This is a genomic window from Companilactobacillus sp. y65-5 (assembly GCF_057541095.1).
Genome location: NZ_BAAJOA010000001.1, coordinates 505,767 through 520,146 on the forward strand (window position 1 = coordinate 505,767; position 14,380 = coordinate 520,146).

At 32.5% G+C, this 14,380-nt stretch carries 22 protein-coding genes; 5 read left to right on the top strand and 17 right to left on the bottom strand.

The genetic code is table 11. The annotated features are described in order from the left end of the window. Positions 1 to 12 precede the first annotated feature (12 nt). The 8 genes from AC27FM_RS02600 to AC27FM_RS02635 form a co-directional block, all read right to left on the bottom strand. Complete coding sequence (locus AC27FM_RS02600; RefSeq protein ID WP_487085770.1) at positions 13 to 435, bottom strand: sigma-70 RNA polymerase sigma factor region 4 domain-containing protein; 423 nt, start codon at positions 433 to 435, stop codon at positions 13 to 15. Between the two features lie 339 nt (positions 436 to 774). Then, complete coding sequence (locus tag AC27FM_RS02605; protein WP_487085771.1) at positions 775 to 2,646, bottom strand: phage/plasmid primase, P4 family; 1,872 nt, start codon at positions 2,644 to 2,646, stop codon at positions 775 to 777. 22 nt (positions 2,647 to 2,668) lie between these two features. Next, complete coding sequence (locus AC27FM_RS02610; RefSeq protein ID WP_487085772.1) at positions 2,669 to 2,857, bottom strand: hypothetical protein; 189 nt, start codon at positions 2,855 to 2,857, stop codon at positions 2,669 to 2,671. A gap of 186 nt (positions 2,858 to 3,043) precedes the next feature. Next, positions 3,044 to 3,196, bottom strand: coding sequence for a hypothetical protein (locus AC27FM_RS02615; RefSeq protein WP_487085773.1), 153 nt, complete (start codon positions 3,194 to 3,196; stop codon positions 3,044 to 3,046). Next, positions 3,180 to 3,611, bottom strand: coding sequence for a hypothetical protein (locus tag AC27FM_RS02620; protein WP_487085774.1), 432 nt, complete (start codon positions 3,609 to 3,611; stop codon positions 3,180 to 3,182). Before AC27FM_RS02620 ends, AC27FM_RS02615 begins: the two co-directional genes overlap by 17 nt. Continuing rightward, on the bottom strand, positions 3,608 to 3,958 hold the full coding sequence (locus AC27FM_RS02625) for a hypothetical protein (RefSeq protein ID WP_487085775.1): 351 nt from the start codon (positions 3,956 to 3,958) through the stop codon (positions 3,608 to 3,610). The genes AC27FM_RS02620 and AC27FM_RS02625 overlap by 4 nt, the downstream gene beginning before the upstream one ends. Further along, a complete protein-coding gene (locus AC27FM_RS02630; RefSeq protein ID WP_487085776.1) occupies positions 3,955 to 4,422 on the bottom strand; it encodes a hypothetical protein in 468 nt (155 codons plus the stop codon). Before AC27FM_RS02630 ends, AC27FM_RS02625 begins: the two co-directional genes overlap by 4 nt. A gap of 1 nt (position 4,423) precedes the next feature. Then, positions 4,424 to 6,100, bottom strand: a complete 1,677-nt coding sequence (locus tag AC27FM_RS02635) for a hypothetical protein (protein WP_487085777.1) — start codon at positions 6,098 to 6,100, stop codon at positions 4,424 to 4,426. Positions 6,101 to 6,170: 70 nt separating this feature from the next. On the opposite strand from AC27FM_RS02635, the gene AC27FM_RS02640 reads away from it, so the two are divergent. Next, positions 6,171 to 6,581 (top strand): GIY-YIG nuclease family protein, encoded by a 411-nt coding sequence (locus tag AC27FM_RS02640; protein ID WP_487085778.1) that lies wholly within the window; start codon positions 6,171 to 6,173, stop codon positions 6,579 to 6,581. A 44-nt stretch (positions 6,582 to 6,625) separates the two neighbouring features. Here the strand turns inward: AC27FM_RS02640 and AC27FM_RS02645 are convergent, their stop codons facing one another. The 9 genes from AC27FM_RS02645 to AC27FM_RS02685 all read right to left on the bottom strand — a co-directional run bounded on the left by AC27FM_RS02645 (position 6,626) and on the right by AC27FM_RS02685 (position 12,297). Next, entirely contained in the window at positions 6,626 to 7,102 is a 477-nt protein-coding gene (locus AC27FM_RS02645) for a hypothetical protein (RefSeq protein WP_487085779.1), read from the bottom strand. Continuing rightward, positions 7,102 to 7,362: a hypothetical protein gene (locus AC27FM_RS02650; RefSeq protein WP_487085780.1), complete on the bottom strand. Its 261-nt coding sequence runs from the start codon at positions 7,360 to 7,362 to the stop codon at positions 7,102 to 7,104. Before AC27FM_RS02650 ends, AC27FM_RS02645 begins: the two co-directional genes overlap by 1 nt. Next, positions 7,355 to 7,621 carry a hypothetical protein gene (locus tag AC27FM_RS02655; RefSeq protein ID WP_487085781.1) on the bottom strand — a complete coding sequence of 89 codons (267 nt, stop codon included), beginning with the start codon at positions 7,619 to 7,621 and terminating at the stop codon, positions 7,355 to 7,357. Before AC27FM_RS02655 ends, AC27FM_RS02650 begins: the two co-directional genes overlap by 8 nt. Continuing rightward, positions 7,621 to 9,399, bottom strand: coding sequence for an AAA family ATPase (locus tag AC27FM_RS02660; RefSeq protein ID WP_487085782.1), 1,779 nt, complete (start codon positions 9,397 to 9,399; stop codon positions 7,621 to 7,623). The genes AC27FM_RS02655 and AC27FM_RS02660 overlap by 1 nt, the downstream gene beginning before the upstream one ends. Before the next feature lie 9 nt (positions 9,400 to 9,408). Next, complete coding sequence (locus AC27FM_RS02665; RefSeq protein WP_487085783.1) at positions 9,409 to 9,756, bottom strand: hypothetical protein; 348 nt, start codon at positions 9,754 to 9,756, stop codon at positions 9,409 to 9,411. Then, complete coding sequence (locus AC27FM_RS02670; protein ID WP_487085784.1) at positions 9,756 to 10,070, bottom strand: hypothetical protein; 315 nt, start codon at positions 10,068 to 10,070, stop codon at positions 9,756 to 9,758. The genes AC27FM_RS02665 and AC27FM_RS02670 overlap by 1 nt, the downstream gene beginning before the upstream one ends. Before the next feature lies 1 nt (position 10,071). After that, positions 10,072 to 11,361, bottom strand: a complete 1,290-nt coding sequence (locus AC27FM_RS02675; RefSeq protein WP_487085785.1) for an SNF2-related protein — start codon at positions 11,359 to 11,361, stop codon at positions 10,072 to 10,074. A gap of 374 nt (positions 11,362 to 11,735) precedes the next feature. Continuing rightward, on the bottom strand, positions 11,736 to 12,053 hold the full coding sequence (locus tag AC27FM_RS02680; RefSeq protein WP_487085786.1) for a DUF771 domain-containing protein: 318 nt from the start codon (positions 12,051 to 12,053) through the stop codon (positions 11,736 to 11,738). After that, positions 12,037 to 12,297 (bottom strand): helix-turn-helix transcriptional regulator, encoded by a 261-nt coding sequence (locus AC27FM_RS02685; RefSeq protein ID WP_487085787.1) that lies wholly within the window; start codon positions 12,295 to 12,297, stop codon positions 12,037 to 12,039. The genes AC27FM_RS02680 and AC27FM_RS02685 overlap by 17 nt, the downstream gene beginning before the upstream one ends. A 168-nt stretch (positions 12,298 to 12,465) precedes the next feature. Between AC27FM_RS02685 and AC27FM_RS02690 the strand changes: the two genes are divergently transcribed. Genes AC27FM_RS02690 through AC27FM_RS02705 form a run of 4 tightly spaced genes read left to right on the top strand, consistent with a single transcriptional unit; the run spans position 12,466 to position 14,317 of the window. Further along, entirely contained in the window at positions 12,466 to 12,807 is a 342-nt protein-coding gene (locus tag AC27FM_RS02690) for a helix-turn-helix domain-containing protein (protein WP_487085788.1), read from the top strand. Further along, complete coding sequence (locus AC27FM_RS02695) at positions 12,800 to 13,255, top strand: ImmA/IrrE family metallo-endopeptidase (RefSeq protein ID WP_487085789.1); 456 nt, start codon at positions 12,800 to 12,802, stop codon at positions 13,253 to 13,255. The genes AC27FM_RS02690 and AC27FM_RS02695 overlap by 8 nt, the downstream gene beginning before the upstream one ends. A gap of 14 nt (positions 13,256 to 13,269) precedes the next feature. After that, entirely contained in the window at positions 13,270 to 13,452 is a 183-nt protein-coding gene (locus AC27FM_RS02700) for a hypothetical protein (protein ID WP_487085790.1), read from the top strand. A gap of 58 nt (positions 13,453 to 13,510) precedes the next feature. After that, a complete protein-coding gene (locus tag AC27FM_RS02705) occupies positions 13,511 to 14,317 on the top strand; it encodes an SHOCT domain-containing protein (protein ID WP_487085791.1) in 807 nt (268 codons plus the stop codon). Positions 14,318 to 14,380: the final 63 nt, after the last annotated feature.

A 14,380-nucleotide genomic window follows, 5' to 3' on the forward strand; every position in this document is an offset into this window, starting at 1 on the left:
GTCATACTAATGTCATTTGTTAGACACTAACGTGACATTGCTTATTCCGCGATTACAGTGTCTAATAACTTGCCGAATTGAATTATGTACCTCATCACTTATATCATTAACATCTAATCCTTCAATATATCTTAATTCTAAAATTCTCGATTGTTTTGCATTGCCTACGTGATCAATTGCATTCAAAATATCATCTCTAATTGGCTTTGATTCTTTTAATAGTTTATTTATACGATTTTCTAGTTCTTCACGTTTTTCTAAATCATCATTTAGGGTTCTCGGAATACCGCCACCTGGCAAACCTGAGATTTGAACACTTTGAGTTGACTCAATTTTTAAATCTAAACTATATAATCTATGTTCTAACTCTTTAATTTGAGTAACATATGGTAAATATCTTTTTAAAAAAATTTTATTATCATCAAATTTATTCACAAAATAACTCCTTTCTGTCAATGATAAAAGATTATCTTTGACACTCTGTAAGTCTTGATATCATTGGATTTGTTTATACTTTTATGACTAAGTGTCAAAGATGAGACCCCTATATTTCTTTATATAAATAATACTAATTAGAAAGACATCTATTATATATAAAAGAAAGTAAAAACATCTTTGACATCTTTGACATTGCTCTCAATCATAAGTATATCAAGGGTTATAGCTGTCAATGATATCATTGACATGTCAATGATTCATCATTGACAGCTACTATAAACACTTAAATTAACCCATAAATAAACATATTATCAGGGTGAAAATATACCCATTTAGTTAGTTGTTTATAAATATCTGTTTACGTTTACCATCAACTCGTTGTGTTTTCGTTTTATATTTTTTAATACGACAAACTTCTCGGCTAAAAGCAATCTGCGAAACGGGTTTATAACCATTATCGTTACACCAGACAGAATACATAACATAGGTATCTTTAACTATTTCATTGATGAGTTTAGGAGTTTCATCACGTAAATATAATATAAGTGGATTGTTAAGTTCCTCATACTTAGCAGCTTCAGCGTTAATTCTTTTGGAGGTGGCGAACTTATGATTTTTAAGTAACCGTTTCAAACCATTTAACCCAAGTAATAAAACATATTGCATTGATTGTTTACTTAACAGCTTGTCAGTAATAAATGGATCATAGTCAACATCTTTAGAAGTGAAATGAGCATTGAATGGTATGAACATTAAGCGTCTGGTCAATCCATTAGAAGTGTCGTTAATACGTGGCATTTTATTAGCACTGAATATTAATTTTGAATAGTTGTTAAAGTCAAATGGATCTCGTCCTTTACGTTCCGCATTGATAGTTTCACCTGTAGTTAACTTCTTGAATTCACTATTATCTTTGATATATTCATTACTAATATCATCACCAATGTTTGCTAACTTACCAAATAATTCAGCAGTCTTGAAACGTTGTCCAAGTTCTTTTAAATCAAGTGATGATGTGTTATCTGATCCAACTAATTTACGAACAATCTTTAAATATGAACTCTTACCATTTGAACCATCCCCAGTTAGAATGAATGCTTTACCTAATTCATTTCGTCTAAATAGCACATAACCAAATATCTCTTCGAGAATTAATCGTAGCTGCTTATCTCCAACACAGATTTTATTTAGAGTATTGTCAGTGACATCATAATATGAATCTTCAACATAATTAATTGGAATCTTATTTTTGATTACTATCTCTGGATTAAAATCTTGCAGCTTCCAAGTATCAAGATTGAATAAACCATTTTGAAGTGCTATGTATCTCACATCTGCTAAAGATTTTTCTTCTGCTTGAAGTTGTAAATAGCTCAAAACTTCAATACGCCTTGATTTAGTTAAGCCTGGTAAATGTTTAATCATTGCACGTTCAATATCAGCTTGATTATCGGAATACATACCATCTTTATAAATATGTAAAACACCAGCAACCAATATAATGTGATGTTCAGCAATTAAAAACTTAGCAAATTTATCATGCAAAAATAAATTTTTACTAAAAAATGTTTCCTTCAGAAAAGCATCGTTACGCAAAATCACATTAACTTCATTCTTAGGTAACGGGTTATCTAAGATATACTCATTAATCAATCTGATGGTTTGACGAATATTATCACGTGACATGCCAGCTTTTTGAAGCACCAAGATATAGTTAAATAATTTCTGATTGCGTTCACCAGTTGATAATTCTTCAATATGATTTTTATGGTTAGATAGCGGGGTTAACCACTTTGGCATTGAATCATAGTGAGTTGTCTTTCGAACCCATTTTCGTGTTTTGCCTTCAATACGTAATGGATCTGCCGTATTTTTAATACCAAGTTTGAAATCTGCTTTAATACCTAATGCCGTATACCAGCCAATCTTATTAGTAGTCAGATCATATCCTTGAAAGTAAAAGTGAATACCATGATTGGTTTCAAGTGCAGAAAATTCAACGTTTAGATTATCCAAAATAGTTAACAACTTTTTCGATTCCGGCCAATTATCAACGTCCACACATATAAAATCATCAGATAGGATTCCGACATATGAAGCTTCTTTACGAACTGTTTCAAATTTCAATAATCTTTGTCCAGATTTAAATTTCATTGCGGCATGTTTGCCATCGCCTCTTAAATATCCACGATATAAAATTTTTATCACCTCACTTTCCTATAACTGATAACTACTTAAACAGCATGTGTTTAGTATCAGAATCTATCATGTATCCTTTACCCCAAGGCATAACTAAGAAATATAAATCATCGTACTCATCAACTTCTTCAATCGAACAAACATGCTTAGGATTAATAAGAGCTTGTGTGACCTGCAAATCTTCAAATTCATCTTCATAATAAATATCTATTTCGACCATTTTAAAACCTCTTGTAAGATCTGATTGTTATCTATAGAAATATCAAAAAGATTGTTGTTCTGTTCTCTAATAATTTCATTTTGATGTTTCAATAACCTATTTTGTTCCAAAAGATTTTTTGTATATTTGTAATGTTCAAAAAATAAAGAGAGTAATATAATACTAAAAATTATTCTTGTAATTATTTCAGTCATCAGTTTTATCCTCACTCTTACTTAAAAATGTAATTCCAATACGAACACTGCCTTTTTGATCATAGATAGATATATTAGAAACATTTTTAATTTCAATATCATCAATATATAAAATGCCGTCTTGAATTTTAATTACATTGTTCATATTCCCATACCTCTTCTTCATTTAGCTCAACTTTGAATTGATCAAATTGTGGATAATTGGTATCAATTTCAGATTGAGTGAAAACTCTTGCTAAATATCGATTTGAAAACTCCGGTTTATAAAACGTATTTCCATACCAGCCGTCATCTTCATCATTTTCACCTGCTAATAAATTAACTTTATATAATTTTTCACCAAACACAGCATCATCATTGATCAGATCAATGAAATCTTTAATGAATTGACCTTTTTCTTTATTGGTTGTCAAGCTATCAGGGTAGTCTTGTAATTCTGAAAGTGTATGATCATCAAAATAAAATTGAAGTAGTCCCAAAATATCACCATCGAAATATTTATTTTTCCAAACTTTAAAATTTTCCTTCATATCATCAGTAAAATAATATATCTTTCTCATTTATGAATACCTCGATTTCCAAACAATAGATAAGCTGCTACTTGCAATTCTTTTAGTGAACTAAACGTTTCATCACGCCATTCTTTAAATTCAGGCGATGGTGCCAGCCATTCACCGCCAAATTCACAATCTTTTTTGCAACGCTCTTCATCATAAGAAAATATAAGTGTTAACACCCCAATAAAACTCAACCCACCTGTTTCTACTTGATCATCAAAAAACTTAATTCGATTTTTAACGCAATCTGGTAAATCAAATTCTTTTGGCTGTATATACTCCCCTTTAACCTCATAATTTTTAAAAATGTCGTTCAAAATTTTTGTTTCAATATGTGGATCTATCATCATTTTTCACCTCTAACTTGACATTTCTTAATTTTTTTAACACTGAAATTAGGAACACGTCTGTTATAAATTTTATAAAAATGTTGACGTGTGATGTTCATCTGCTGACATATCTCAACTTGCGTCCCTTCAGCGATGATCGTTTTACCTTCCAAAACTTTGTAATAACAAAAACTTCTAATCATTTTTGGTTTGTGAGTTTCATGTAAGGTTTGTTTCCTAATTAATTGATGCAAGTAGTTCATTGGTATGTGATACTTGCGAACTATTTCTAACTTGTTCAACCCTCGGTCTAAATCACGTTGAATACCTTTAATGTCATATTTAGACTTGATATGTTTTGGGTGTTTATGTTGATTTTCATTCATTTTTTGAAGTTTCAAAAGTCTCGGATCATTTAGCGGGCATTTAACAACGCTATCAAAATCTTCTTCAATTGAATGTAGTAAATCTAAAATCTGATCCATGTTAACCCCCTTCGAAATCTTTAATTCTTGATTCTGCTAATCTGATATACCATTTCAGATCTAATGTGGGTGGTATTTTTTTATTTTTGACATTTCCGTTGTCAATAAAGCCATGTTTTGGAACAAATCCTATTTTTTCTAATGAACCTTTTTTTAATTTAAATAGTTGTAAATCATTCTTATCTTTACTAGCGAATACTCGTTGAACTTTACCAGGTATTTTTTTTACCAACTTATGCTGACCAGAACACGTGTCATATCCGAGTGCAACACCATCATATTTGTAGCTCAACTTAACAACTTTTTGAAACTGATGTAAGTCATTACATTCTTCAATAGTCTGTCTAACTGAAATTCCATCAGTAAAGTATTTAACAATTGCCGTGTTAATTATTGGAAGGTCATAATCCAAGTTACTAAGTCCTTTAACGTATGAACCTTTAGTCTTAACATAACCTGATTCATGATTGATCATGATATAATTGTTAACATCTTTTTGTATAACTTCATCGAAGTATTTAAATTCGAGGCTCATACCTGTACGTCCTTCCCATTCTGAACAAATGTCATCAACCGTATCAAAGTATTTATCATCTAATAAACGAATGTATAAACCATCTGTATTAGATTGAATTAATTCAACGTAAGGTTCTAGTTTCTCAATTAAATCAAGTAACAACATCATGCCGGCGATACATACGTTATTAGCCTGACGTGGGTCGTACAAGCCGTTATATTTATCCTTAGTAGCGCCATAAGTCGAGTTTAAAACAATCTTGTAAGGTGCTTGCCGTGGGTCTTTATTTGCTTTATATTCAAGTCTAGTTTTCAATATTTCAGCAAACTTTTTTGGATTAGAAATATTTCGACTTATGTACCCGTACTGAACCATGATCGTAGGATAGTAGCTGCCAACATCCACGTTGATAATGGTGCCGGTAGCGTGATAATTTTCTTTTGCACCATGCAGCCCACCCCATGCAAAAACGTGATTAACACCGGCAACGATTCGTTCATAACTTTGTTCATAGCTATCAGCCGTTTCGTAAAAATCGACAACGTCACTATATTTACTGATTCTCATTGTATCGGGAAAACTATAATCCATTTCGTCATCGTGTTGAATATGCGGTTGCCTAGCATCTAAAATAATCGCTGATAATTGAGCTTTGGTTTTCCCAATGTATTTAATAGGTAGCTTAAAAGTTTTTATCAAACCTATCGTAGTTTCAAATTCTTCACTTCGTTCAAGAAAAACGTTTATTGTTTCCTCAACATCGTGAGTGCAATATTTAATTACTTCATCAATTTCAGGATCGGTTAATTTGCGTTTGATCGTAAAATCTATCTTACTTTCTTCAATATCATCACCCATAAATGCTTCTAGTTGCTTGAGTGATTGTCTCCGGATCGTGTTAATATCAAAGTTCAAAAATTTAATATTGAATAATTGTTGACTGAACTGCCAACCCATTTTATTTTGATTAATGATAAAATCATTTATTTCTTGCGGTTCAAAGCCTGCGATGATTGCTTTGGCAATATATTGATCATAGTGACGACTATTAAACCCAACCCAAATATCAGTTTTATGTTGACCATAAAAATCAAGAAATTGACTTTTATCATTTACGATTACTGTTTTATGATGATTATCCGAATCAAGAATAACAACCAACCAATCTTTACAAAATACTTCAAAGTCATAAAATAAAATATAATCACTTCCTTAAAGGAGAATTTTTATAATGATAAAAAATGTTAAATATAATCTTCAATTTAATTCCGACTTTATGGATTTAGGCCTATTGTCAGATTACAAAAACATATCTGAATTACCAGACATTTTAAAAAACCAACTTGGAGTTTACTGTTTTACTGATAAAGATGAAATCCTGTATATTGGAAAAACAACCGAAATGCGACTCGGCCAGTCAATTTATAGCGGTCTTCGAAAACGACTCAATGATTACATAATTATAAATAAAAGTGTTTCTCCAAAAATTAAAGATTATTATGTAAGTCATGGAAACAGCTGGGGGTGTTTACATGTTTGGGTCTCCGTCCAAGGTAAAGATATGAATGCTAAGTGGTGTTCGGTCGCCTTAGAGGCCATCTTGATCAATAAATACTTACCTCGATTTAACAGTCAACACTAACGGGCTTCCCACCCCATTCGAGCGTCTTACGCCGTTGAACGATCTTATAATTTCTTTTCGATTACAATATCTTTAAAATCAGGATTCTTTGAATTAGTCGATTGTTTCAACTGATAATGAAATTCATTATTATCAATAACTTGTTCAGCTATATCTAAAGTTAGATCATTGTAGTCGTTGAATCCGTCAAATTTAACTTCGTCATCTTCGAACACATTAAGGCTTCTAAGCATTTCAGTATTTCGATGAATCTGCAAACCTAGCCATTGGCTCGTTGGCTGCATGACTCCGTTATAAAAAATGAAACTATCCTTAAAACTGCCGGCTTCGATCTTGAACCAGATTGATAGCATTGGATCATGTTTTTTTGACTCTTTTAATTCCATTTTGTTAACACTAACTTCGTAAACATCGTCAGGAATTTCAGCGTAGTCACCGCTACTACTTTCAGCTTCGTCAATGTCTTTCTTGATTTCATCCATGTTGATATTTTTATCAAATTTATCCCAGTTATAAGCCATTATTTTTCTACCTCTTTTTCAGCGTTTTCGGTTATATCGGCATCTAAGAATTCGTCTGTTTCCATGATTCCGGCTGGTGTGTTGTATTTGTAGTCAAGAACTACACGATAGTAAGAACCGTTGTTGTTACTTTTTAATGTGACTTGTTGACCACAAATGTATTGGCCTTCTTCTTCCTCTAATTTTTTGTCAACATAGTCGAGTGCCTCGTTTTGTTCAGTGATAAAGATTACTTCTTTTCTTGATAATTTTTTAATCATAGTCGGTTATTCCTTTCAATTGATGTAGTAGTTGTACTAACGGTTTTATTTGTGTGATTGATTTTTGTAGTAAATCTTCAATAATCGCTTGTTCACATAAATTTGAAAAATATTCGGGTTTTTCTTCAAAATCTTGAAGAAGGCTTTGACTGAGTTCTTTTTGTTGATCATTATCTAATTTCAAATCAAGGTTTAACCCATTTACAAGTTTTTCGTTTACTTCGTTTGCAATTTGATTAGTATCAATATTTATTAGCATTATTCTTCCTCTTTCTTAGCCGTTCTGCGGCGTCTACGGCGTGGTCTTTCTTCTTTTTCGAGCTCTGGTGCCGTTTCTTGAGCTGATTCTACATCTGTTTTTGTTTCTACTTCGGGTTCTATCTCACCCGGTGGTGTTACTTGTTCGCTTTCAGTTGTGGTTTTTCGAGTTCTGCGGCGGGTAGTTTTTGGCTTTGTTTCTGTTTCTATTTCTGATTCAGCTACTGGTTCAGGGGTTGGTTCTGGTTTGGCGGTCTTCTTTGCCTTGGCAGTCTTTCGTTCGATCGCGTTTTTTGGTTGAGCTTCTTTCAATGCTTCAATAAACGCGTCTTTTTCTAACGCCACCTCTTTAACCTTAAATTCGAATCGTCCACCGCCAAAAATATTAGGCTGTTTTTGTAACAGTAGTAAATGTTGTTCTTCATCATTAACATATGCACGAGTTGTAATATCCACGGTACCAGTCAAAAAATTGGCGGTTTTATCATCAACGTTAGGTTTAAAAGTCGTTCTAACTGCACCATTTCTCAAAGTAACATCGGTCTTTAATTCTTTACTGATGTAGACAACTTGCAAACCGCACGCTTTCAATCGTTTGATAGCATTATCAAATTCTTTAGTTACCATCGACCACCCTTTTCCATATGATCCGTCACTTTCATGTTCCCATTTATATTTGTCCATAATATAATTCCGGCAATCTTCCCGAAAGTCTTCCATTAGATCTAAAACCACCGTTTCAAAACCTTCGGAATTTTCAATTTCTAATTCAGTGATAACCTCTAAAAATGTTTGCCAAGCAAACTTTCGTTTAGCCATTCGACCTTCTTTAGTTACTTGGTCGATGATCGGAATAACCGGGCTAGTAATATTATCGGTGTTCCCGTCAGTATTCAGCATTAGTACATTATCAAATTGATCCATGAACGTTGTTTTACCAACGTATGAATCAGCATATAACCAAATGTCTGGTTTTAGATCCATCTTTTTTTGAGTTCGTTCATTTTTTGGCATTTTCATTGTAATGCCTCCTTTTTCGTTTTGAATTGCATTTAAATAGTTTGGTGCGAATCTCGGATTACAACTAAAACATTTGTTGCTTGGGTTTTTTGGAAATTCGGTACTACTTTCAATTTTTTGAATCGCGTTTCTAAAATAGACAATTTGTAACGGATCGTATTCAATTGGGACTAGTTGAACGTTTGACGCTTCAACTGTTTCAATAAGTCGTTTTCTAAATTCGAATAGACTTTCATTTTTACCTTGTTTGATACCAGTTTTGGGAATAAAGATATATCCGAGATGTGTTACATTAAAACCTTGTTTTTCCAAATAATATTTATATAAATGTAGCTGTCCTGAATCCATGTAGTTTTTAACATTGTTAGAATATTTAAAGTCTATAACTGTGGACGTTCCGTCAGGTGCTGTTAAAATCAGATCCGCAAACCCAAGAAAGTTTGACGTTGAAATTTTATATTCGTGTTGTGCTTCGCAGTCTTTAAATGAATCTAAAAGTTCATTGACTCTTGGCAATAAAATTTCAAGTTTCATAAATTCGTTTATTTGTTCATTTGTTATGATTGGAAACGAACCAAAGTAGTCTTTTTTCATAGCGTCTAACCCTGATTCGATACCTTTATGCAAAGCGTGACCAAGAAATAAAGGATTATCAGCGTTATATTTTGGCATTTCTACCAAACCGTCGATATATTTTAATTTGAAATGATATGGACACCTTAAAAATAGATCGACTCGGCTGTAACTATATTGTGTCAACTATGTCACCTACCTTTCTTTAAAAAATAGATCTTTCCACGTACTGAAGTTTAAACAATCATAGTTAAATTCTTTGTGTTTTATTGATGGTGTCTTTGTCGGTCGTAAGACGTAGCCCATTCCGCCATTTTGATTTATTCGATCTAAATTTAGCGCTTGTAATTTTGTCTCATTGTAGCTTGTCCCATCAGACTTTAATTCAATACCGTGGAACACACCGTTAATACAGGCTAAAATATCGGGTATGCCCTCTTTGGTAAATTGGGCACCGCCCCAGTATTTGACGTACCAAATATCATTATCTTTTAAAAATTTAATGACCTGTTTTTGAAATTGTGCTTCACTAACTTTTGGCATTATTTCACCGTGATCCGAATTGATTCACTGCGCTTAGTCGTTTTGGGATAATCAACTAATAATTGCGCATATTCAACAGGTTCGTGAGCTTTAAAAGTTTTTAAGTCTACGCTTGTCGATTCAGAGGCTTCTACCTTCGTGATCTTTAAAATATCGTTGTCGATTGATTTAATATCATATTTTTGCATTTGTTCTAACAGGTCACTTTTTAGCTTTTTTTCTTTTTGATTCAAATCAGTGATAGCCTCTTTCAAATGAGCATAAGTGATCATTAAGCCAACGTTTTGGTCGTTAAATTTTTCTAATTCGTTCATGCTAAAACACTTCTTTCTCAAATAATTTATCTGTGTAGTTCTTTCTCATTTTTAAAAATTCCAACATTCGCCATTCGATTGAACCGGTCGTTAACAAATAATAGTAGAAACATGGTTTTTCTTGACCAATTCGGTGAATACGCTTCTTGGACTGTTCAAATAGTTCCGACTTATCTGTTAACGTGAAATAGATAATCTTATTAGCTTTTTGCAAGTTCAATCCCATTGCGCCGGCTTGATATTGCACTAATGAAACGCTATTTGATTCATTTTCATATGCTTTCATGTCTTTCAAAGAACCGTTCATTGTTGCGATCGGTCGTTTTAATTTTTTGCAGATTTTGTACAATGCTTCGTATTCAGATTTAAAATTGTAAAAAATGATTAATCTATCGTTAGTGCTACTAATTAGATCTTCGACTTGCAATAATTTATTTTTGTTGTAAATTCCGGCGAATTGTCTCAAATATAGTTTTGCTGTGGCGGCAGTATCGCCAATTATTTCTTGACCATCAACAACTAAATAATGGTCTTTGGCAAACTTCTTGTAATCAGCGGTATTTTTGCATTTAACATAGACTTCATTTTTTTTGGGTAAGTCAAAAACTTCTTCGGATTTCATGAAAACCGCACCATATTGATGAAGTTTTTGTATTAGTCTATCAACATTTTTGTAGCCAACTATTTTAAAATGTCCAATGATCGGATCCCATTTTTGAACCGTGTATTGATTTAAAAACACGGTTTTTTTGATGTTCCAACCTAACAAATGCAATTGACTCCAAAGTTCTTCATACTTGCCACCTGTGGGCGTTCCGCTAAGTAAAATCACGTTTTCAGGTTTCAATTTAAGAATGAATTTTGATTGATTAGAGCGCTCATTCTTAATCTTTGATGATTCATCTAACATCAAAGTGAAATCCCTTAAACGTAACAATTGGGGGCGTCTCCACGCTGTTTCGTAGTTGACTACCAAAATAGAATTTTGGGGAATCTGTGAAACGGTTTGGTTTGTGTATTTGATAACCTGATAGTCGTCAGAATAGTATTGTTGAAAGTGATCCACCCAATCGTTAATCTTTGATTTTTGGCAAATTATTAAGTTGTAAGCTGTGTTCAATTCCCACAGCTTTTCAGAGCCTACAAACGTTTTACCTAAGCCCATGTCTAAGTAGTACGCCACTCGATTAAACTGCTCTGTGGCGTCTAGGGCGTCTTCTTGGTGCTTAAACAGTTTCATGAGTAAGATTAAATATTGTTCCTTGATATAATCTGTAAATTGGACCTTCATAGTTATAGTTTGTTCTAATTTTATTTATCAACTTTTTATTAAAAAATGATTGTGTATCAGCATTTTCATCTACAACGAGCGGAATATTATTTGATTCACGAACAATGAAATAAATTAACATATTCTCCATTTAGAACACCCCCGGGTGTTTTTTTATTTATATTCATTAAGGAATTTAATCATTAAACTTGAAATTGTTATTACCATAATCAATAATGTAATTCCTTTTAAAATTTCCATTTTTTTAAATCCTCATCAGTAAAATCTGTTAACGCCAAAATAATATTTTTCAATGTTCTATATCTCATAAATAGATAACTTGTTCCCGAGCTCACAATTGCTACTAAGATTGTCCATCCAACCATATTCATCACCTACTTATTTATTTTCGAAAAATTTTCTTCCATAAATTTCTTAAAACGTTTCGGTTCAAAGCTCCAAAACTTTCCATTTTCTGGGTCTGCATAATGAACACATCCACCATTTTTTGCATCTAACTCACGTTTATATGGATTTAAAATATTTTCTTTCATCCAATCCATCCTATGATGATAGCGATCATATATATCTGCTGAATTCCACCAACGTCCCTCATCTTTCAAAGACTGATATTCATTAAATTCAGTTTTAGTAATGATTACTTGGTCTGGCGAAAGTTCCATGACAATTTCTGCTTTAATTGTTTGTGGCATTGTCTTTATCTCCTTTATTCAATTTATCGCTTAAAGCGATTGAATCTCCAAAAAAAATAGAATCCAATGAGTATTTATAAATCTCAGAAAATTGACTCATATATTTTATTGGCATATCGCTTGCATCTCTTTCCCATTTCATAATCGTGTTTCGGTTTAGATTCAACATACTAGCAACTTGTTCTTGGGTTAGTCCGCTTCGTACTCGCAAAGCTTTAAGTGTCATCATCTGTTCAAGTGGCATTTTTTGCACCTCCTTTCGCTCAACACAAATGAGTATATATCGCGTAAAGCGATATTGCAAGTTAAAAATCGCATTAAGTAATATAAAAGTGGCATAACGCATTGATATATAGTCTTAAAGTGATATACTCAAATCATAAACATTTTATAGAAAGAAAAAACAAAAATCATGACAGATGAATTAAAACAAATAATTGGAAAAAATATTAAAAAATATCGTGATTTACACAATGAAACATCTGTTCAATTGGCAGAATCAATCGGATCATCCCAAAGTACCATTAGTGATTGGGAAAACGGAAAAAAGATGCCTCGTGCTGGATCAATAGAACAATTAGCACAACATTGGAAAATTCCGAAATCAAAGCTTTTGAACGAGCCAAAACCAACAAATTCAAATTTAGATGCCATTGCAGCACATATTGATGATGATGTAACTGAAGAAGAAATGAGAGATATTATGAAATATATTGATTTTGTTAAAAGTCAAAGAGATGGTAAGAATGAATAGACTTGAACAACTAATGGGTGTGAATGATAATCGCATTAATTTTATTTTTGATAATATGCCTAAAGGCTTAGGTGGGTTAACTGTTGGCAATGAAATACGTCTTAGTATTAACCAGACCTATTCTGAAATGGTCAATCAAATTGGTGAAGAAATTGGTCATTACGAAACCACTGTTGGCGATATAACTGACCAAAGGATACTATCAAATAGACGTCAGGAACTTCAAGCTCGTAAGCGCGGCTATGTTATGATTGTTGATCTTGATGGACTTATTGCCTGCTATCGTGCTGATATAACTACTCCTTGGGAAATGGCTGAATTCTTTGAATGTACTGTAAAGTATATATGGAAGGCTATTGATACTTATCGAATTACACGCGGATGTGTCTTTGATTACAAGGGTTATAGATTTAATCTTTATCATGGATTTGATATGAAAAAAATTTAATTGGAGTATCGAATATGAAAATTAAAAAAGAAATTGATCTAAGAGTCGTATTACTAGAAAAAGCAGCAGATTGTTTTAGTAACCGTCATGTTAAAGGATTAGATGGCAAAAATCGCTTTGGTGAAGATGCAATTCAATATGGTTATGAACTGATCGCTTTTACTCAATACCTTGATAGAAAGTTCAAAATTAATTAGATATATTTGATGTCCAAATACTGATTGACATTAAAAGCTGAATAATAGGAGGTAAAACATGTCAAAGCGATGCGTAGTCTGTGGTAATAAAATTGGAATGTTTAGTTCTTTCATTCAAATAAGCGATGGTATTATTTGTAAGTTTTGTACCCCACGAGTTGCAAAGGCATTAGGATTTTATGTTCCATTTTCTGAAATGGAAAACTTGAAACTTTCACATATGATTACTAATGAACTTTTAGAAAAAATAAAATATTATGATCAATCTGGTCAAATTATTAATACCCCAGTTTTTGAAAATAATGAAAATGAATTTGATATAGATAGAGCGATTAACGCTGATGGATTGTATGCCGATTTCACTTCTAAAATTGCAATGAGAAAACTTGGATTTAAGCAACAAAAATTATATTATTTCCAAGATATAACTGGCTATACTCCTAATATTGATGGTCATGAAGTTAAAAAACATCATGGTGTTGCACGTGCGGTCACGGGAAGTATTCTCTTCGGAGGTGCTGGTGCCATTGTCGGTGCAGTTACCGGCGGCAAACAATATGACGTAATTAGTAATATCAATCTAACTGTATTTTTATCAAACGGTAGTTCATTCGAAGTTACAATGTTATCAACAGAAACCAAACCCGACTCACTTACATTTCAGGGGGCAAAAGGTCAATTAGATTCTTGGTGTAATCTTCTTGACAGAATTATCAATGACAATCAATCACGTAGTGAAAATCAATCAAATAATATTTCTAACAATAATGCTGATGAAATACGAAAGTATAAGACTCTTCTTGATGATGGAATCATTACCCAAGAAGATTTTGATAAAAAGAAAATTCAATTACTAAATCTTTAATCTATACGTTTCAATTTATATCGGTACTACCGCAATAGGTCATTCAAGAATGACTAAATACAC